Below are 22,036 nucleotides of genomic sequence, written 5' to 3'. Positions count from 1 at the left end.
TTGAGAGAAAACCAAGTGAACAATCGATTGCTTGCAGTAAGAGAAAATAAACAAAATTTTAGGGATTGTTCTTTATTGTGTCGTAAACTTATTAAGCTAAATTTTATAATCCAAGAGATTTTTTAAAAAATACAATCGATTGCATTGATTGTAGGCTATATTTTTAATTTTTTGAAGATTGACATTATATTCAAACCCAATAAAAACTATCTTAATATACTTATAAATAGACATTAATACCCCTAAATTACTTGTGCAATCGACTGCATTATTCCTAGATAAACAATCAATTGTTTGGAGTTCTTGACGATTAAAAAATCTTGCTCTATTTATATATATATTCATCAATAACATCATTAGATCAAAGTAATTTTAGACTTATATAAATAACAACTTTAAAAAATATCTCTTTTCAAATTTTAGTGTTTCTCTTTTGAAAAGCTACATTACAATTATAACAAGAAGAAAAGCGATTACAAAAATATCTGAAGAATATTAATTTCATAAAACATTGATTATCAGTTATAGATCACATATGTATACCCATATTGATACATCAGTATCCCCTTAAATTCTCTAAATTTCAATTCTATTATTCGCTGAATAACGAAATTGCATACACTATTTTATGTTTTTTGATTTTATAAATTATTTTTTAAAACGTATTCTCTTATTCAGATACAATACATAAAATATTACCTCTGCTCAGACCGATTTTAGCAGGCTACGCATTGATACATAAGCAACGTAAAAATTAGTATGGTGAAATTCAATTTTCTTTTCAAAGTATTGTACATTGGGTTTGTCACTTTTATGATTCAATTTGATGTATTTGCACAAAGTAAAAGTGACTACTACAACTCCCCTTTTCCTCTGGAAATAGGTGACGAATCTATTAGTTTAATATCAATCTTTAATATTAATAAGCAAGAAGAAAAAGTACCCAATACTTTTATCTCTTACTCCTTTTCTAATGCGTCAGATTCTACACCTGTGTCAAAAACGATTTATGAATTTGATGCTTATATTAGAACGACTCAAGCTTTTAATTTTAATTGGGATAAGGAAGCAAAAAATTGGGCAAAGTACAGGAAAAATAGTTATGAATATGATGAGTATGGAAACTTGGCTTTATCTGTGACTTATCAATGGGATGCAATTTCTCAAAAATGGAAGGGTGCTTATAAAAGTGAAAAGAAATACGACTCTTCTGGAAATTTACTCTCCTCTAATTTTTATAAATGGGAGAATGTCCTCAACAATTGGGTGGGCGTATCAAAAGTGGAGAGCAGTTTTAATGTGAAAAATCAATTCACTCAAAAAATAGCTTACACTTGGAATACAGACTCGAATCAATGGGAAGAATCTACCAAAGAAACTTTTCTCTATAATCAGCAAAATGATTTAGAGTTGTATACCTTATATAATTGGCAGGATAAATGGGTCGCTGTCAAAAAGGAAGAACATCACTTCGACTATACCAACAACACTTCGATTCAAACGCTATCAATTATAGATGCTTCTTTTCAAAATTGGGTAAATGATACAAAATATGGATTCAAGTATGATGAAAGTTCTAATGTGATTGAAAAAATTTACTACCAATGGATTTCCAATGAATGGTTATCAGTTGAAAAAGAAGAGGCAAGTTATAATGTCCATAATCAACTGATGGTAAAAACTGAATTTAAATACCAATATGTGATGGGATGGACAGAAGCTTTAAGAACTCAATACAACTACGATCATGATCAATATAATGTAGAGCAACTTGTTGAAACTTGGAATGCTGAACAACAAGAATGGGACAATAATCAGCTTTATCTTATAGCATTTAATGAAAATGGTCGTCAAATCAATAAAGAAAAATACGTTTGGGAGAAGGATGAATGGGTTGGTGCATCAAAACTTTCACAGTCTTATAATTCAATTGGATATTTAGAATATCAGGGTGTATACCAATGGAGTAATTCCATAGCTGTATGGTCACCCAATCATAAATCGTATTTATTCTATTCTGAAGATGATATTTTATTGAGCAATGACAATCCGATACTTCAAGTGACTGTATTTCCTAATCCTGTGAAAGACTTTCTTAAAATACACGCTTCACAGCAATACGGCACTTTACAATTTGAGATGTTTGACTTAAAGGGCAATAAAATCATTCAATCTATAGACAAAAATGAAATCAATGTACAAGAAATACCGTCGGGCTATTACCTCTACATTATAACGTTGGACAATTCTAAAATCTTTAAAGGGAAACTTATCAAATAATAGTTCACCCTCATTTCAAGAAAATTAAAACTAGAAATTATGAATACAAAAAAAATATCACTGTTGATCATGACAGCGATAATGGCATTCACTTCCTGCGAAAAAGCCACTGAAACCGCAAAACGACCAAATATTCTCTTCATCATGTCTGATGATCACGCTTACCAAGCCATCAGTGCGTATGGAGGAAAATTGAATCACACCCCTCATATTGACCGGTTGGCTGATGAAGGAATGATATTTACAAATGCTTGTGTGACTAACTCTATCTGTGCTCCATCAAGAGCTACAATTTTAACGGGTAAGCATTCTCATATCAATGGTAAAATTGATAACTTGATGCCTTTTGATACTACACAAATCACTTTCCCTCAGATCTTCCAACAAAATGGCTATCAGACGGCTATGTTTGGAAAACTTCATTTTGGCAACAATCCAAAAGGGGTGGATGAATTTATGATTCTGCCTGACCAAGGATATTATTTAAACCCCGATTTTCACACTCCAAGGGGTGATACAACTATTGTTGGTTATGTAACAGACATCATTACGGATCTCACTTTAAACTGGTTGAAAAACAAACGTGATGAAAGCAAACCTTTTATGATGATGTACTTGCACAAGGCGCCGCACAGACCTTGGTGGCCTAGTCCTGAGAAGTTTGAGGAATACACGAAAAAGCAGTTTCCTGAGCCTAAATCTTTATTTGATACTTATCAGAACAGAGGTACAGCGGCGAAAACAGCGGAAATGAATTTGTTGACGCATATGATGTACAGTCATGATAGTAAAATTCGTCCAGAGCTGTTAGAAAAAATGGGGAGTAAGGTGACGCCCGTTGTGGAAGAATTTCAAAATGGTTTTTATGGGCCTTATAATAGAGCGACTGAGGAACAAAAGAAGCTGTATAATGTAGTGCTTGATTCCATCAATGAGGTTTTTGAGAAAGAGTGGCCGACAATGAATGATGAGGACAAAATGAGATGGAAATACCAAAGGTATATGCAAGATTATCTGGCTTGTATTTCTTCTGTAGATGATAACGTAGGTAGAGTGTTAGATTACTTAGATGAAAGTGGTTTGGCTGAAAATACAATTGTGGTTTATACTTCTGATCAGGGATTTTACCTTGGAGAGCATGGCTGGTTTGATAAACGATTTATGTATGATGAGTCTTTCAAAACTCCTCTTATAGTACGTTGGCCTGACAAAGTAAAAGCTGGAACTACTGAAAATGAGATGGTTCAAAATTTAGATTTTGCACAAACTTTCTTGGAAGCAGCAGAGATCAAGGCTCCTCAAGACATGCAAGGTGAAAGCTTAATGCCACTTTTAATGGCTGAAAAAGAAAAATGGAATAGAGAGGCTGTGTATTATCACTACTATGAATACCCAAGTGTACATATGGTGAAAAGGCATTACGGCATCGCCACTAAAGAGTATAAGCTTGCTCATTTCTATTATGATGTGGATGAATGGGAATTATACGACAGACTCAACGATCCTTGTGAAATGAACAATATTTATCATGATGAGAAATATACAGATGTAGTGAATGAATTAAAGGAACAATTAGATCAACTGAAACTGAAATACAAAGATTCTCCTGAACTCGCTGAGCAATTTATCCAACAGCATCAAAATATTAAAGTGGATAAGGGGAATGAGTTTTGGTAAAAACTGAAACTAGGAGTAGAACTAAATAGCGTGCACCACGACTGAAGTCATGGGCAAGTGATATTGACTCCACCAACACTAAAGTGTTGTCTACGTCATCAACCTTCAAGACTTCAGTCTTGATGAGGTTTTGGTATCACATGCCCATAGTTTTAACTATGGTGCACGAAACGTTTTTGCTTAGTTCTCCTATTACTTACACAAACAAATTATACATCAAATGAATTATTACAAAATTGCATTAACGTGTGTGATGTGCCTTCTTTACTCTTTCAATCTTTTGGCACAACAAACGGACAGCAAACCGAATATCGTATTTATTTTTGCGGATGATCAGACTTTTGAGAGTATTGGTTCTTTCAACAATAATGAAATTAAAACACCAAACCTGGACCGCTTAAGAAACCAAGGCACAGCATTTTGGCATACCTATAATATGGGTTCTTGGAGCCCTGCCGTTTGTGTTTCTAGCCGAACGATGTTGAATACGGGTAAATCTTTATGGACTGCAGCTTCTTATCAAAAAAAGCTTCCTCAACCGGAAGAAAAATACATGCATAAAGACATGAAAGCTTTTGATATTGAACACGCTGAAGCTAAAGGGTATTGGAGTTCTTATATGAAAGAAGCCGGTTATACTACCTATCTCACAGGAAAGTGGCATGTTGAAATGGATGCTGATAGTGTTTTTGACGTTACTAGATTTGTGAAAGGCGGAATGCCAAAGCAGTCAAGACAAAGGTATGCTCGTAAATTTTTGGAAGGTCATGAAGATGAATGGACACCTTATGATGAGAAGTTTGGTGGCTATTGGAAAGGAGGAAAACACTGGAGTGAAGTGGTAGGTGAAAATGCCGTAAACTTCATTGATTTGGCCTCTCAAAAAGAAGATCCTTTTTTTATCTATTTAGGGTTTAATGCTCCTCATGATCCTCGACAATCTCCTAAGAAGTTTGTAGATATGTACCCGACTGAAAACATCAGCTTACCTGCCTCTTATATACCAGAATATCCTTATAATGAAGGTATTGCTTCTGGAAGAGAATTAAGAGATGAACGGTTGGCGCCATTTCCTCGAACGGAGTATGCTGTAAAGGTCAATCGACAAGAATATTATGCCATCATCACTCATATGGATGAGCAAATTGGAAAAGTGCTTGACGCTATTGAAGCAAGTGGTAAGAAAGAAAATACTTATATTATTTTCACAGCTGACCATGGTTTGGCTATGGGCGATCATGGGTTTGTAGGCAAGCAAAATTTGTATGATGCTAGTGTTCGTGTTCCTCTGTTTATAGCTGGTCCAGGGATTAAAAAAGGAAAAACGATCAATGAGAAAGTTTACTTGCAAGATGTTATGGCCACTGCTTTGGATATAGCGGGTAGTGATGCAGAGGTTGATTTTCAATCTTTAATGCCTATCCTATCAGGAAAGAAGAAGGGACACGAAGCAATTTACAGTGCCTATTTGAATGCTCAACGCATGATAAGAACGGACCGTTATAAATTAATGATCTATCCCATTATCAATAAAGTGAGATTGTATGACTTGAAGAAAGATCCTAATGAAATGAATGATTTGGCTTATCAGAAAAAATACAAAAAAGTAGCTGATAAGCTATTTATGAAATTCAAGGAACTCCAAAAAGAACTTCATGACCCTTTAGATGTAACAGAAAATTATAATGCTTTTTTCTCTAATATCGATGAAAGTAATAATGGAAACCTCTAACATTCCTTTCTCTCTAAAAAAGTATACTTACTAATAAAGTAAAGTCTATCACCCACTCTTGTTTGAAAAACGTGTGATAGACTTTATTATTTGATAAATAAGTAGTAGGACAAATGAAATAGGTTATAATACCGCGCACCATGACTAGAAGTCATGGGCTTATGGGAAGCTACCTCATTTTCAACTTTTAGTATAAATCTAATATGTCCCAAAGATTTACAGTTTTCACATCTACTTAAATACGGACATGTCAAATATTATCATCAAAAGTTGATAAATGAGTTGTCTTCACAAAAGACCATAATTTCAATTATGGGTCTACGAAACATCTGTTTTCTTTCATCCTATTACATCAACAATGGTTCTACTTATTGAGCCAATTGAATCGGCTGATTGGCTTCCGTAACTAACTTTTTCATTTCCTTCACTTTAGCAGGAAATTCTGAAGCCAAATTGTTCTTCTCATAAGGATCATTTGACAAATCATAAAGCCCCCATTTATACACCCTTTTCTGTGTTGCATAATCACTAGCTTCAAGATCCATTTCATTGACCAATTTCCATGCATCTTGAATTAACACATCCCTTGCAGCACCTGTAGTATTCTTGAAGAAAATATAATCATGCCTTTGTTGTTCCCCCTCATCCAATAAAGAGGGTAAATAGGAAATTCCGTCCGTTTGTTTGATTTCACCATTGATCAATGCTGCGATCGTTGGCATAAAATCATAATCTGTTATCACAACATCACTGAGTGTAGAGGCTTTTATTTTTTTCGGCCATTTTGCAATATACGGAAGGTGAATTCCTCCTTGAAAACTATACCTCTTCATCCCTCTTTCTCCTCTTGTGCCATTAAAAATATCTTCCCCTGCATGATGACCATCCCAGAATTCTGGTTTTGATTTTGGCTTTACAATGGGCTGATTGAAAGTCTTTGTTTTATAATCATAAACCAAATTAGGATCTATTGTTTTAGGATTTACTGTAGTATACGATTGAATTTCGTGTCCATTATCACTCGTGAAAACAATTAGCGTATTTTCAGAAAGCCCTAATTCATCCAATTTCTTTACTAGACTTCCCACAGATTGATCCAATTTATGAATCATAGAAGCATATACTTTTTCTTGTTTTGTCCATCCTTCCTGATCTTTATAAACATAATCTTTAGGAGCAATAGAAGCCGGACCGTGTGGCAACTGCGTCGCATAAATCATAAAGAAAGGCTCTTCCTTTTTATCATCAATATACGTCAATGCTTTTTCCAGCCAAATATCTTCTGAATAAGTCATACTGTCTTCCCCTACCAATAAACAAGTCGGTGATCTCTTTGTCACTTTTGGATTGTTGGGCAGAAGGATTCTCTTTCCATTTTCAAAATAATGAGGAGGATAAAAACTCCAGCACATCACTGCATCTAACAGACCACAATGATAATCGAAACCATAGCTATCAATCATTTCGCTGGTATCAGAATAACCAAAGCCTAATTTCCCAAAATATGAGGTCGTATACCCTGCTTTTTGGGCCATCTGTCCGATGTAATAATGGCCTTCATTCTGTTTTCTATAAATCTTTTTATCAAAAGTTGCTTGATCAATCAATCCGGCTACTAATTGACATTGTAAACCACCTGGTGTATGTACTGGCGCATGGGCGTTGTTTAATCCTGTCAAAATGGATGCTCTTGCTGGCGAACAAACATTACTACCATAGGCATTTGTAAATACCTTTCCACTTTTCGCTAATTGATCAATGTTAGGTGTTTTAATTTTAGTTTGACCATTATAACCTAAAATCCCTGCACCAAGGTCATCAGCATAGATTAATATAATGTTCGGCTTTTCCTCTTTTACATCAGCACTTGTTTGTGTCGTTTCTTGAGCACATGAAATACAAAGAAGTGAAAAGAGGCAAAGTATTAGATGATGTTTTTTCATAATTGTTGGAGTATGATTCATCATTGATGATAGATTTTTTTAGGTATAATGAAGAATTAAACTCCTCTTTTACTGTTCTTCGTCTTGTTTTTCCAGCTTCACAGATTCCTCAATAGCATCTTGAAACTCATTTTCAAAGTTGATCACTTTTTGGATCGATTGATTATTTCTTTTTTCATGAGGATAGAAGCGGCGCCATTTAGAATAATCTCCTCCTTCCCATTGGATTAATTTCAATGCAGGAGAATCCCCTTTCCATTTTTCATCTGCTTTCTGCTTTCCTTTGGCTTTCCACCCAGCTTGAAACGATAATTCAGTTAACTCATCCCAATCTTTCAGAGGCTTTCCTCCTTTCGTTTGAAAATCTGAAGGTGATAATTCAATTGTATTCAAACCATTATTAGGCAGATCTACCAACGCAGTATACTCTTCTGTTCTCCTACCTAAATAGGATAACCATTGATTTGTGATGATCTCAACGGCAATTTTATTCCCTGCTTCATTCGTCTCCACTTGAATTTTCAATTTTCCTCCCTCAGGCCCCATAAATGAGGGGTCAATAACTTTGCGAGTGCTATAAAACCAATGTTGACGATTTTCAGGGAACAGTGTGTACCAATCCTGCATTCCGTTTTTGAAGTCGTCCACCTTTTTCTGTCTATGTTCTGTCGCTTTCACTTTAGCAGATTTCAGCATTTCAGGATAAGCCTCTTGGTATTCCGAACTCACGGTGATAAAGTTTGTGGCATTTCTCCCTGGCCTTGCAGGAATTTCAAATCCTATATCATAGGTGATATTAGCAAAAGCAAATAAAGGCTCATCTATATCAAAAACAGGGCATTCCGCTTCATAAGAATTTCCATTTTGTTTTACTTCTGCACTTCTAAAGAAACGTACCCTTGGGTCTCTTCCATAACCATAATAGATTTCCACTTTTTTGACAGGCAGACCAGAGGATTGATCCGGTTTCAATGAAAAAACAGGAATACTATTTTTTGTTTTTAGCTGTAATGTTGAAGGTGTCTTTTTAGGGAATTTTAATTTACCTTCTAAATGAGAGTACATCCACACAAAACGAGAAGCATCAGTATTATCTGTAAAACGGTGGTTTAAATGTGGTGCTAAAACTAAGATCCTTTCTGTTTTAACAGGCAACTGTTGCATTCCTTTAATCACTAACTCTGTAGGAGAATTGAAATCATCCGTTGATCCTAAGAATAAGATAGGTGCTTTGATATGTGGCCAATATGACTGACAATCTACTACCTGCTTATAATACTCTTGGTCTTCACGCATTCCTCTTTTACTTCCCGGCAGTCCCCATAAATCTTCATACAAATAACCTGAACCACCTACTGAAGGTGCGGCTGCTTTTACACGCGGATCTATTGAAACTTGAACCGTCAATTTACCTCCCATAGAGTGCCCTTCTACACCTAATTTCTTCGCATCTACTTCAGGCCTTTTCTCTAAAAAAGTCAATGCACGACGGCCTGACATAGCCACTAAATTCCAACTACTGTTTAGAGCGTGAGGTTCACTGTACAAAGTGTTAGGTCCAGGGGTTACATCATTCCAATGTCCAAGCTGTTCTGAGTTTCCGATAAAGCCTGCTGCCAGACCATCCCAGTCTGTATTTAGCAAACCACTTTCCACTTCTTTCTCTCCCCAGTTGATACTGATACAAGCAAAACCTAATTTCACCCAAAATTCTACTCTTGACAATTCTGCTCTTTGTCCACCACCATGAAGGTGAAGAATGGCAGGTGCATCTTTAGCTCCTTTTGGATAACCATAGTATGCACTAATTTTTGGAGAAGCAGACTTGTTTGTGCCTGTTAACTTTCCAAGGTCATATCTAATGTATTCAAAGTTTCCATTATCCTTTTCCCACTTTTTCAACACTTCAACATTCAGTTTCTCTGACTTTGGATTATATTTTTTCCAGAGTTCTTCTACAGTCTGTGGTGTTTTTTTTTGAGCAAAAGCCAATTGAAAGCAACCTATTATCAAGGTCGTCAATAATAATTTTAAAGTAATCTTCATCTTTCTTTTCAATACTTTTTCAAATTAAGTACAAATTCAAAATTAACTATGATTTATTTTTGACTTAGTACTTTAAAAAATTTAGTACACTTCCATAAGGTTCTTATGTACAAATCATCTACCTGTCAAATATAGAGCTGTAGTAACTAGGTTTATTTCAATTTAAATATCATTCTTTTGTGCATATCTTTCAAGCCATAAAAATAAAAAAAGAGGTAATGTTTCACTACCTCTTTTAAACTTTCACTTTAACTCTTCATGCTATTTTTCTTATTCTTTGGCTTGTCTTTCTTCCAAATCCCCTCAAATATCTTCTTGTCCTCTTTATCGAAAATAACACCAAAACCTTCCCTCAGGTTATCACTCCAGAAACCTTCATAGCGTTCACCTGAAACAAAATAATAAACGCCGAAACCTTCTCTTGTACCATTCTTGAAGTTCCCTTCATAGCGGTCACCGTTTTCCCAAGTGTATTGTCCCTGTCCGTTTCTACTGTTGTTTTCCCAGTAGCCTTCATAGAAACCTTTTTTCTCAAACACCGCATAACCAAAACCATTAGCTTGTCCATCTAAAACTTCACCAATGTATTTGATTTCTGCACCGTCATGATTTACAATTTCTAAGCGGTTAATTTCTTTTTCCTTTAAGACTAATTCCTTTTTGAGGTTCTTAATCTCCTTTTGATTATGCTCTATATTTTCTTCAAGGTCACCTTTTCTTTTGGCAAGCACTTGATTATTTTTCTTATAAAATTTGATACTATCATAAAGGTGTACCTGATTTCGCTTCAGGTTTTTGATATGAATTTCTTTATGATAATAGCGCTTTTCTAATTGATTGATTTTATCAAAAGGTAATTTCTGTTCATTAATATATGACCATGCTTTTTCAGTATAATCAGTAGTATTACTGATACTGTCCATAATGCCATAGTAATGCAGTGCCGTATCATAATGATGTAACAGCAATAATGAATCTGCTTTACTTTTAATTGATAAAATCTCTAATTCAGTTTCTTTTTTCTCTAGAGTTTGAATCTTCTGAGATAGATCTCTGATATGTGTACTATAGTAGTAAATGGTACCACATAGTATTGTAAAAATGACGAGTATAAGTACTTTTTTCATGTTAATAGCCAAGGTTTATTTTCGGTATTGAATTTCCTTTCTTACGTGTGTCTAATCCAATAAATACATTGAATCTAAAAATATGACTGGTTTTATATTGATACCCACTTGATTTCTGCCCTAAAGTCCACATATGACCGGCAAACAAGGTAATATTGTTATTCACGACATAACCAAATCCATTGTACGTTCTGAAGTCTTCAAAAGGATTAAAGCCAATTGAACCTCCTGAATGCATAAAGATTTCCATACTTGGAGAAAAGTAGAGTGTATTTTTCTCGATCTTTCTTTTATTGATCGGGATGTACATGAACATCTTATAACGGTACCTGTTTGTATAATCATACTCCGCTCCTACATCATTGTCCTTTTTCCATCGGTGCTCAAAACGAAATTGATGATACATTTTCACCCTACCCATAGTGGGCATTCTGAAAAGCCATTGGTGCCAAATACGGTGTTCTAGCGTATAACTTTCATATAGGTCACTACCTGGGTCTGGAGAGAAGTTGACCACCATAGTGGGACCTACTACAAACTCAAAGTAATCATTGATGTAAACATTTAAACCTGCACGGTTATAAACTTGTCTCGGTCGGCCTATAAATGAATTGACATCATCAATCGCATTTCTCGATCTATAATGATGCTCGCCATAATAGCCAAACCGCTCTGATAATCGAACTTTTAGATAAAGTCCATTCCAGATACCTGTTTCTTCTAAATTGACCTCAGGACCTTCCTGGGCAGTAACTTGAGTACAAAAAGCCAGCAATACAATTGCAAGCGACGTAATTATTGGTAGTTTTAGCATAAATCAATTAAGTGAAGTTAGATCATTTAGTTTAACGATTTGAGTGTTGTGAAGAGTGTTGGTTTTAGTGAAAGCTATGGATATTTCTTCGCAGAAAGCCATAAAACAGTACAAAACAAAAGTAGGCGGGTGATTGGTTATTTCTTAATTTATTAAAGTCTGTTCTTAATTTTTAAGATATTTTTCAACTAAAAAACGGGTTTGGTTAATATTTGTAACTTAAAATGAGGGGTTCTTATAGATGTAAGACACAAAAAACTACCCTGCCGTTTATTCAACAACAGGGTAGTTCTGGTCAGTCTCTTATATCAATTATTATTGTTTGATGATTTTCAACTTTTTGTAAGCTTGAGTTCCTTCAACCTCTATAAAGTAGACACCAGACTTCAATTGTCCTAGATCTAATTTATATACTCTTTGCTGAATAGATTTGTCAATTAATAATCTACCATTCAGGTCATAAAGCTTTACATTTTGAGTATTTTCAAGAAGTTCTAAATTCACATAATCCTTAGCAGGGTTAGGGTAATATAGAATAGAAACTAGCTCATCTTCGATTGAAGTCACATCACCTTCAGTAATTGTCACTGTCATTGCTTCTGAAGTTGTAGATGCATCTTCATCATCTGTAGCAACGGCTGTGATTGTATATTCACCAAGGCTAACAGGTCTCCAATCTAAAGTGTAAGGAGCTTCTGTTACAACGCCTAATGATGTTGTTCCTTCGAAGAATTCTACTTGAGCAACCGAACCGTCGATATCTGAAGCATCAGCAGTTAAAGTTACTGTTGTATTGATTTCATACTCTACTAAATTGTCTGATGTTGAAACTACAATTGTAGGAGCTACATTAGGCAACGCATTGATTTTTACTGAAATCGCAGTTGATGTAGTTGAAGCACCGTCATTATCCATAGCCACTGCTGTGATGCTGTATGTATCTACAGTGTTAGGTGTCCAGTCTAATGTAAATGGAGAGGCAGTTACTTTACCTAATGAAGTTGTTCCTGCAAAGAACTCTACACTTTCAACTGTTCCATCTGAATCAGAAGCCGTAGCTACTAAATTCACTGTTGTTCCAAGATCGTATTCAGTTGCATTATCAGAAGTTGCTACTACAACTGTTGGTTCTACATTTGGCAATGGAGTAATTGTCAGAGTCACTACTTCCGAAGTAGTTCTTGCACTAGCATTATCAATCGCAACTGCTGTGATGCTGTATTCTCCATCAACTTCAGCCTTCCATTCTACTGTATAAGGTGCTTCTGTCAATTTACCTAATGACGTTTCTCCTGCGAAGAATTCTACACTTTCAATTGTACCATCCGCATCTGAAGCCGTAGCGTTTAATGTCACTGTAGTTCCAATCACATACTCTGTAGCTTGATCAGAAGTAGACACAGTTACAACTGGTGGTTTATTTTCAATTACAGGATTAATCGTAATTTCCAATGCCTCTGAAGTTGTTCTAGCACTAGCATCATCAATTGCAACTGCTGTAATACTATAAACATCTGCCGCTTCTGGTGCCCATTCTAATGTGAAAGGAGCTTGTGTCACAATCCCTAATGATGTTGTTCCTTCGAAGAATTCTACACTACTTATAGTTCCATCTGAATCTAAAGCATCTGCTACTAAAGATACAGTGCTTCCTAAATTATAAGCCGATTGTTCATCAGAAGTAGAAACCGTAACTGTTGGTGCTTCGTTTTCATCCACTGTTTCTATCGTAATTTCTAATGCTTCAGAAGTTGTTCTTGCTGTTGCATCATCAATAGCTACTGCCGTGATGCTGTATACATCTGCTACTTCTGGTACCCAATTCACCGTAAATGGAGCTTCTGTCACAACACCCAATGAAGTTGTTCCTTCAAAAAATTCAACACTTGTAATCGTTCCGTCAGTATCTGTGGCATCTGCGTTGATCACAACAGTGGTACCCAATGTATAAGATACTGCATTATCAGATGTAGCGATTGTAATCGTTGGAGCATCATTTTCACCTGCTGTATTGATAGTGATCATTACTGCCTCAGAAGTTGTTCTTGCACTTCCATCATCTGTAGCCACTGCCGTGATGCTGTATGAATCTGCAACATCTGGCGTCCATTCCATTGTGAAAGGAGCTGTTGTTACTTCACCTAAAGATTCTGTTCCTACAAAGAACTCTACTTTTGAAACCGTACCATCAGCATCAGTTGCATCCGCTGTCAACGTTACTGTTGTACCTACTGTATATTCTGTTTGAGCATCAGAAGTAGATACAGTTACCGTTGGTGGTTGGTTTATAATCACTGCATTCACAGCAACCTCAATTGCCATTGAAGTAGTAGAAGCGTCTTGGTCATCCGTTGCCACTGCTGTTACGCTATAAGTATCAGCCAACTCAGGTGTCCATTCTAATGTAAATGGAGCTTCTGTAGCTGTTCCTAAAGATTGAGTTCCGGCAAAAAATTCAACTTTTGCCACTGTTCCATCCTCATCGGTTGCAGTAGCATTCAATGTGATTGTTGAACCTAAATTGTAAGCTAACTGTCCATCTGAAGTAGCAACACTTACTACTGGAGCAATGTTTTTAGGCTCCATGATAAAGTTCATTTTACCTAAGTTAAAATCACCGCCTACAAAGTTTACTTTCAATACATGCTTACCTTCAGTCAATTGAAGATCAGTAACGGTAGCAGTTGCCCAGTCACCCCAACCTGCAGTTGCGTCTACAGCAATATCAGCTGAGATTTTTTGTCCATCTAACTCAAAGAAGAATGGTCCTCTGCTTTCATTATTTCCAGAAGCATATCTGAATTCACACTTATAAGTTCCTGATTCTTTCACATTTACTGTGTAAGTCAACCATTCACCACCTTGAACCCATCCTACAGTGTTTCCTTCAGCACCTTCAGCCACAACGTCAACCAATTCTTCTGTTCTTGTTCCACCTTGATTGATATTTGATAATTCAAAATATGTAATTCCTTGACCTGAACCGAACTCAAATTTATCAAAGTTACCTGCTTCAACAATACCAGGAAGCTCATAAGGCGTATCTTCAAAAGGAAGAATCTTACCTACAAAAACAGTTTTCTCAGTTGACATCAATGTACTTTGATCATCGAATGTTGCCACTGCTTTCAATTTCAATTCACCGCTTACATCAGAAGTCCAAGTGTAAGTGTAAGGTGCTGTTGTGCTTGAACCTAATACTGTTTCTCCTGCAAAGTATTCTACTTTTGTAATAGTTTTTGTAACATTTGCTACTTCAGCTCCCAATTCAATTGATGCTCCTAATACAAACTTAGGACTGTTATCTACACCGTTTAATTTTACGATTGGGTCAGTTGGTGCCGTAGCATCACAATCACCCACTACAAATGTTTGACGGTCATCTGCTGTATTTCTCTCACCTCCTTCAGGGTGATTATAAGTATAGTAGAATTCTACTGTACTTCCTGCTGCTGCATTCACTTGGAAAGGTTCATTTGGCTTAGCATTATGACCTCCAATTCCACCTCCATCTACAGAGTAATAGAAAATAAGCACTGTATTACCTACGCCTTCCACAATTGGAACAAAAGTTACTGTTGGATTTTCACTTGCTCCAGAGATTTCATAAGAGAAGTGTCCATTTGCCACTGCACCTTCATTACATACATCGCCAGACTTTCCTTTGATCGTCACTACATCTGAAATAGTAGTTTTACCATCATTGTCTGTAGCAACTGCTTTAATGTAATTTTGATTTAATGCTACTGTATAATCTTGCTCATAAGGTGCTTCTGTGTCCGTTCCGATTAATTGATCATTGGCATAGAAAGCAACACTTGTTACTGTTCCGTCTGAATCAGAAGCATCAGCAGTAATTTTAATTGCTGTACCTTCTTTGAATGAATCACCTTCATTTGGCGATGTCACTGAAACCATTGGAAGAGTCTCATCGATAGGAGCCGAAATACATGTACCAATAACATAATCGTGTGGATTTTCTAAAGTATTTCTTTCTCCTCCTTCTGGATGAGAATAAGTATAATAGAATTGGATTGGCGTTCCTTCAGCCGCATTCACTTGATAAGGCTCATTTGGCTTGACGTTATACCCTGCTAATCCACCACCATTCACATTCAAGAATAAGATACAAACTGTTGATCCCATCCCCACTTGATTAGGTACAAAAGTGATTGTTGGATTATTTTTATCATCAGAAATCACATAATCATAATGCCCATTTTCACTTGTACCAGAACATGAAGGAGGTGCTTTAGTGGTGATACTTACTGGATCTGTTGAAGTTACATTACCTTCATTATCTGTAGCAGAAACAGAGATACTATATGTATCAATTGCATCCGTACTCCAATTAAAAGTATATGGAGCATCAGTTAGTACAGCCACGCTATTTGAATTCACGAAGAATTCTACTTTCTGAACTGTTCCATCTAAATCCGAAGCATCTGCAGTCAACGGCACTGTTGCACCTGTAAAGAATTCACTTCCGTCTTTTGGAGAAAGTAAAGTAACATTTGGAGCTAAAATACCATTTTCAGAAGCAAATACTTTCACAAGGTCAGAGTTTGAGTATGAACCATTAGAAACCGTCAACTTGATTAAGTACTCACCCGCAACCATTGAACTTAATTGAGGCGCCGCTATTTTATCATCAGAGAAGACCAATACACTTGGACCATAAACCTGCTCCCATAAGTAAGTAAGGCTTGCATTTCCAGGATCAGAACTTGCAGAACCGTCTAGACTTGGTGTACTTCCAGATAAATCCACTACAAAATCATCACCTGCATTTGCTGAAGGTAAATCATAAGCTAGATCTGCTGTTTTCTCAAATGACATTTTACCTAGGTTGAATTCACCACCATCAAATGCCACTCTTATGATATGAGTTCCTTTCAGTAATTCAATATTACTCTCTGTACCATCTACCCAGTTCGACCATCCGCCTGTACCTGCAACACTGATATCAGTTGTGATTTTTTCACCGTTCAATGACAAATGGAAAGGACCTCCACCTGCACCGTTGCCACTCGCATATCTATAAGTCAAAGTATAAACTCCTGACTCACTTACTTCTACTGTGTATTCTAACCATTCACCACCGGCAGTCCAACCTACTGTTGCTCCTTCACCATTTTCCAACACATTATCTACACCTTCATCTTTTCTATAATTACCATTGTTACCAGGATCTTGATCATGATAGGTAATACCTTGACCATTTCCACCTTGGAACTCATCAAAATGACCCGCTTCAATAACACCTGGAAGTGAAACTGCTGTTCCACCAAATGGCACTTGGAATCCTGCTGTAACAGTAGCAATATTCGTTACAGTGAAGTTTTCACCATCATAAATTTTTGCATAAAACTGATGCATACCAGCTGTCAAACCCGTTGCTTTTACAGTATAAGGAGCCGTTGCTGGAGAACCAATTAATTCACTTCCTTTGTAAATTTCAACTTTAGTTGGTGTCACACCGCTAACTACTACAGTTAAATCAACTGCTCCATTTACTGCCGCCAGTGCAAAACTACTTTCAATTGTACCAGAGAAGTCAACATCCTTATTTGTCACTAATTCACCAGCAGGCACTACTAATTTGTAACCATCAGAGAACGTTACTGTTTTTTCAACTGCACTGTAGTTTTGAGCCACATACGTAATATCTCCGTTATTATTGAAAGCTACCGCCATTGGTGAATCGGCTGTTTTTGTCATGTCCAACTGACCTAATGCATTCATAGCGTGTAACCAGTGATAAGTATGAGCATCTGAAACACCAAACTTCATCGTACGATCAGGATGATCATTATAAAGTTCAATCGCTCTGGCAGGATCTGAGAAAGATAAATATTTCCACATCACATCATACCAAAGGTTCGGATTATCTACTTTATCCAATACCTGCGTATTTTGAGTCATTTCTGCCCATAGTTTATCTACATAAGCTTTATTATGACCTAAATACAATGAACCACCATGAATTGGGTATAACTCAATATTATAAGAAGCTGCAATATCAGCCGTCCAGAAAGTACCATTGTCATAGCTGTTACCCCAAACTCTAGATACTAAGCTGTAAGGTTGATCTGCTTTGAAATTTCTTTCATCCATATCAAACCAATATTCTTCTACCGCTGCTTGTTCAGTAGTATAAAGATAGATACCTAAATCTCTGATTTCTTTATTACCAGTCACCTCTCCCCAGTGGATCAATGAAGTATTAAATTGCATACTTTCAGAAGTAGATTCTTGATCATTTCCTTGAGGGAATGAAGCGAAACCGTTCGCCCAGCAGTGACCTGCATATGGACTGAAATTTCTTAAATAAGGGAAGGTATCATCATTTCTATTTGATGAAGCGGCATCTCTTACTAATAAATTGACCATATCACCATACTTGGCTGCCCAACCTGGCTGATATTGCTCCATAAATGCCGCAGCATGAATAAAATACCCCCAGTGGAAGTGGTGATCATTCAAGTTTGAATCTTGTCCGTGACCTGCAGGGTAACCGATCATAGCAGACCAGCTTGTGTTGTAATAGAATAAGAAAGCTACCTCTCCTAATTCCGCAGTCAACCAATCTTCTAATCTTTCCTGTACTGTTGCCAGCATTTTATCTCTCGCTTCAATGTTACCTGTTTGATCAGCAATTCTAGCAGTTTGGATCAAACGGTTCATCACCTGACCTTCATTGTATGAATCAGTCCAAGTTGCTAATGACTCGTTCTGTAAGGCTTCAACTTTCTGGTTCAATGCAGAAATATCAAAACCGTCACTGTAATTATTCACATAAGGCAGTGTTGGCAATACGCCATAGAAAGTGCTTTCTGTTGTAAATGTATTACCATCAAGCATCTTTAATTCTCCTCTTACTGAAGAATAAGATAAATCAATCGGTTGCGGAGAACCTGAAGATAAATTGGCCCACTGATGAGGTAAAAGCCCCATTAATACATTTTCATCAGTTCCTTCTTTTACATCTACTTCAACATTGTAGACTGTAGTTAATTTTGATGCCGCTTCATCGTATGTCCAATCTGCTGTAGTGTTTGTTGGGAAAACATAAGCATATTTCTGAAGGTTTGAAGCCTCCTCTGTAATGTTTGTAGTCGTCAATGGTAATTTGGCTAATGACCAGTAATTTTTACCATTTAAAGTTGAAGTATATACTTCACCATTTTGTTCCCATGTACTTCCAGTTGGTCCATAAATAACAAAGCTTGCTCCATTACGTGCATTCTCAACCATAATGATCTCATTTGACACTGTTACAGTACCTTGACTGATGGTAACACTCGCTACGTCAGCATCTAACTTGTTGAAATACACGAACGGCATACCAATGCCTGATGTTGCTTGAAAATGTTGCGTTCCGTCATTCCAGTCCATCGTTACAGTCCAGTCGGAATGATCGGCAATTGTTGTCTTTGTAGCTTCAAGGTTTTGAACCCCAACTAAAATTGGAGACACATCATCCAAAACTCCCCAAGGGATATAAGTAACAACCAATCCTTCATTCGTTGTTTTCATCGCTAATGGATAATTGAATAGATTGTTTGCATGATCACTTTGAATCAAAGTAGACCACCAGTCATTTGTAGGGACCGGTTTATTGATAGCCGCTTCGCTTAGTTGCGGACTTCCTGCGGGTTGTCCATTACGGCCTGCTTCATCTACACCAGGGTGTACAGTGGTATAACTTCCACTACCCACAGCTGTTATTTGAGCAACAGAGTTGAGTTGAAGAGTTAAAGACATAATCGCCCAAAAGAGGACAGATAATGTCAACGTAAACTTTCTCATAAGATTAAATAAGTAATAATTTCTTCCGTGTAAAAAAATTTAATTATTGGTTGAATTCAGTCAGTTTACATACAAAATTGTTTGTGCACAGTTAATAGATTGTAAGTGTTCTTTGCAATTCATTAAAAATATATAGACGATAGGTATGGATGTCGCACAGTATTGTGATTTCATCCTAAACAAACATATATGAAGTTTTAGAAAGTTAAAAATCAGACAGTTCTCGTATTATCATTTAAATAAAAAAACATAAACAGCTCAATATCTGTATTTTAAACACTTGTTAAGATTCATATAAAAGATCAGCCTTTTCACTTAAAAAATATTTATTTAACACATAAAAGTGTCAATATGACTAATAATGGTTTTGATTTAAGTACAAAGTCAAAAATAAATCATAGTTAATTCTATTTTATTCTTTTTCATTTGAGTCAATGAAAGAGACAGCGTTGCAATAAAAAATTGGAATCAAAAATCAAGATTTCCTACTGCAATTCATAAGAGTATATTGAAAACATCTCTAAGTAGTCTATACAACAATCAAATTACGTCTTTGAGTATTCACTTCTAGTAAAATTCACGACAATATAAAATACTGCCCCACACTCAAATGACATCATATTAATTCTAAACAAATATGTATTTCCAATAAGTTTGATTTTTGTATTATCAAATATTTAATATTTTTTTCCTTTTTTCTTGCATAATATAAATCAATTTTCAATATTTGAGTATGAATCGTTAAGCAGTGCACCCCCTGAGGGGGGTGTTCTATTAGAATTTCACAATTTTTTTGTGAAATTCTTTTTTTTTGTCCTTATTTTGATATTCTCAACTGTTACTAAACTATATATAATGAAAAGCTACTCAATCCATAAAACACTCTTATTCAATATATTATCAGTAATTTTAATTACTTTATCCGTTCAGAATAAAGCACTTGCACAAAAATTTCAAAAAATAGAGAAGGAAATTCAAAAGGGGGATGATATGCCGAATGCCTACCAAAAAACTGACAAAAGCACGAGCACTTCAAGTGCTATTGCTGAAATAGTAGGTACAATATTATTTAGCTTCCCTAAAGAATCTGATTTAGCACAGCTCTATGGACACCCAATCAAATTATCTAAGTATACTTACTCCGGACAAAGCGACGGACGTTACACTAGAGTACCTGAACAACAAAAAATGTTGAATTGGGACTTACAAGCTAACTATATTATTGAAAGTCAGAGTATACAAGGAATACAGGCATTTACACGTTTTCAGTTTATGCCCAAATTGAGTATTGATGTTGAATATTCTGGCCTTCGAGAAAAAACAGATAATGAACAAGCCATGTATCTTGATTTTCTTCATATTGATCTTGCTTATCACCGTTTGGCATTGACTAGGTTTGATTTCTGGGTGGGCACTGGCTTTACGAGCCTTTGGATTGGTGAAAATTACACAGGCTGGAACTTCAACCTCGGCGTAGAGATTTATATTGCAAAACCTGTGAGCATTTTCTCTAACTGGTATTTTGGTGGTATTGAAGAAGTGAACTTCACTGAGGGCAGTACAGACCTGAAAGTTTACTTGAACAGGTTACAGCTTTTCGCAGGATATCAATTTTATGAGTTAGGAAGTGTAAGGATTAATGGATTTAGAAGTGGAATTGGTTTTTCTCTGTAATAGAGGATTCCTAATGAAGAGTTAAGAATGAAGAAAAGGTGGTTTAATTCGTGTTTTCATCTTTTAAAGTTTCAATGAATTTCTGTTTTGATGCTTCAGTCCAACTGCTCTACAGTAAAAAGTAATACACAATAATATTAAAATTGGAATAAAAATACCTATTAGTGGGTATTGGTTAACTAACTGAATTCAAATAGATTTGTAATCAAGATATTGTTTAATTTGACTATTAGATAGTAAGCAAACTCTCATTCAGACTATTTAATAACTCTGAGTAGAATACCTATGAAAATAGCGTAAATTCTCCATAAGAAGTTCAAATGTTTCATATCTTTTATATGTATCAGACTACATGACTACAACTGAGTTTAATGTTTACTTATGAATACAGATCAACTGCTATTAAAATTTGTATTCGCTTTTTTATATCACGTTCAAACTTTTAATCATTTTTTTATTATGAAAAAATTATTAGCAAGCTTATTATTCTTTGCTTTCTCTCTAATGTGTTCGTCTGCCTTTGCTCAAATGCCTATCAAAGCAGGACTTTTTATTGGTCCACAATTTCTTGCATCTTCTGAATCCGTAGATGAAGGTGGTGGAATCACTGCATTTGGCTTTACCGCATTTGGTGACTACTACTTTCAAGAAAACATGTCCGTTGGATTAGAAATTGGCTATGCAAGCAGTTCTAAGACGTTTGATGAAGACTTTAAAGTATCAATGTCAATTGTTCCAATCATGGGTACTTATAAGTAGGGAACCCTGGTAAATACTTAATCTACTAACAATGAGTTATTTACTTGTTATAAAATGTAAAAAAGACCCCGAAAAATGTCGAATTAGGCTTTTTTCGGGGTTTTAACTTGCATAAATTTGAGTTCCAACAAAAAATCTATTACAAGTCTGACTCAAATATAACATGCAATTC

10 protein-coding genes are annotated in these 22,036 nt (G+C 35.8%); 5 read left to right on the top strand and 5 right to left on the bottom strand.

Annotation, left to right across the window (positions count from 1 at the left end; translation table 11 throughout):
• The first annotated feature begins 759 nt into the window (after positions 1-759).
• The 3 genes from HHU12_RS12420 (at position 760) to HHU12_RS12410 (ending at position 5,689) form a co-directional block, all read left to right on the top strand.
• Positions 760-2,280 (top strand): T9SS type A sorting domain-containing protein, encoded by a 1,521-nt coding sequence (locus tag HHU12_RS12420; RefSeq protein WP_169657064.1) that lies wholly within the window; start codon positions 760-762, stop codon positions 2,278-2,280.
• Positions 2,281-2,319: 39 nt separating this feature from the next.
• Positions 2,320-3,957, top strand: coding sequence for a sulfatase family protein (locus tag HHU12_RS12415; RefSeq protein WP_169657063.1), 1,638 nt, complete (start codon positions 2,320-2,322; stop codon positions 3,955-3,957).
• A 220-nt stretch (positions 3,958-4,177) separates the two neighbouring features.
• Positions 4,178-5,689 carry a sulfatase-like hydrolase/transferase gene (locus HHU12_RS12410; protein WP_169657062.1) on the top strand — a complete coding sequence of 504 codons (1,512 nt, stop codon included), beginning with the start codon at positions 4,178-4,180 and terminating at the stop codon, positions 5,687-5,689.
• A 368-nt stretch (positions 5,690-6,057) separates the two neighbouring features.
• Here HHU12_RS12410 and HHU12_RS12405 read toward each other — a convergent pair whose 3' ends face one another.
• The 5 genes from HHU12_RS12405 to HHU12_RS12385 all read right to left on the bottom strand — a co-directional run bounded on the left by HHU12_RS12405 (position 6,058) and on the right by HHU12_RS12385 (position 19,431).
• Positions 6,058-7,656, bottom strand: coding sequence for a sulfatase-like hydrolase/transferase (locus tag HHU12_RS12405; protein ID WP_169657061.1), 1,599 nt, complete (start codon positions 7,654-7,656; stop codon positions 6,058-6,060).
• Positions 7,657-7,701: 45 nt separating this feature from the next.
• A complete protein-coding gene (locus tag HHU12_RS12400; protein ID WP_169657060.1) occupies positions 7,702-9,678 on the bottom strand; it encodes an alpha/beta hydrolase family protein in 1,977 nt (658 codons plus the stop codon).
• A gap of 248 nt (positions 9,679-9,926) precedes the next feature.
• Positions 9,927-10,805: a hypothetical protein gene (locus HHU12_RS12395; RefSeq protein WP_169657059.1), complete on the bottom strand. Its 879-nt coding sequence runs from the start codon at positions 10,803-10,805 to the stop codon at positions 9,927-9,929.
• A 1-nt stretch (position 10,806) separates the two neighbouring features.
• A complete protein-coding gene (locus HHU12_RS12390; protein WP_169657058.1) occupies positions 10,807-11,619 on the bottom strand; it encodes a DUF2490 domain-containing protein in 813 nt (270 codons plus the stop codon).
• A gap of 315 nt (positions 11,620-11,934) precedes the next feature.
• A complete protein-coding gene (locus HHU12_RS12385; protein WP_169657057.1) occupies positions 11,935-19,431 on the bottom strand; it encodes an Ig-like domain-containing protein in 7,497 nt (2,498 codons plus the stop codon).
• 855 nt (positions 19,432-20,286) lie between these two features.
• On the opposite strand from HHU12_RS12385, the gene HHU12_RS12380 reads away from it, so the two are divergent.
• Positions 20,287-21,105, top strand: coding sequence for a hypothetical protein (locus tag HHU12_RS12380; RefSeq protein WP_169657056.1), 819 nt, complete (start codon positions 20,287-20,289; stop codon positions 21,103-21,105).
• A gap of 459 nt (positions 21,106-21,564) precedes the next feature.
• Complete coding sequence (locus HHU12_RS12375; RefSeq protein WP_169657055.1) at positions 21,565-21,864, top strand: outer membrane beta-barrel protein; 300 nt, start codon at positions 21,565-21,567, stop codon at positions 21,862-21,864.
• Positions 21,865-22,036: the final 172 nt, after the last annotated feature.

This window comes from Flammeovirga aprica JL-4, assembly GCF_012844305.1.
Lineage (GTDB): Bacteria > Bacteroidota > Bacteroidia > Cytophagales > Flammeovirgaceae > Flammeovirga > Flammeovirga aprica.
Note: the sequence above shows the minus strand (reverse complement) of the source record. Positions and strands in the feature narration are given on the sequence as shown.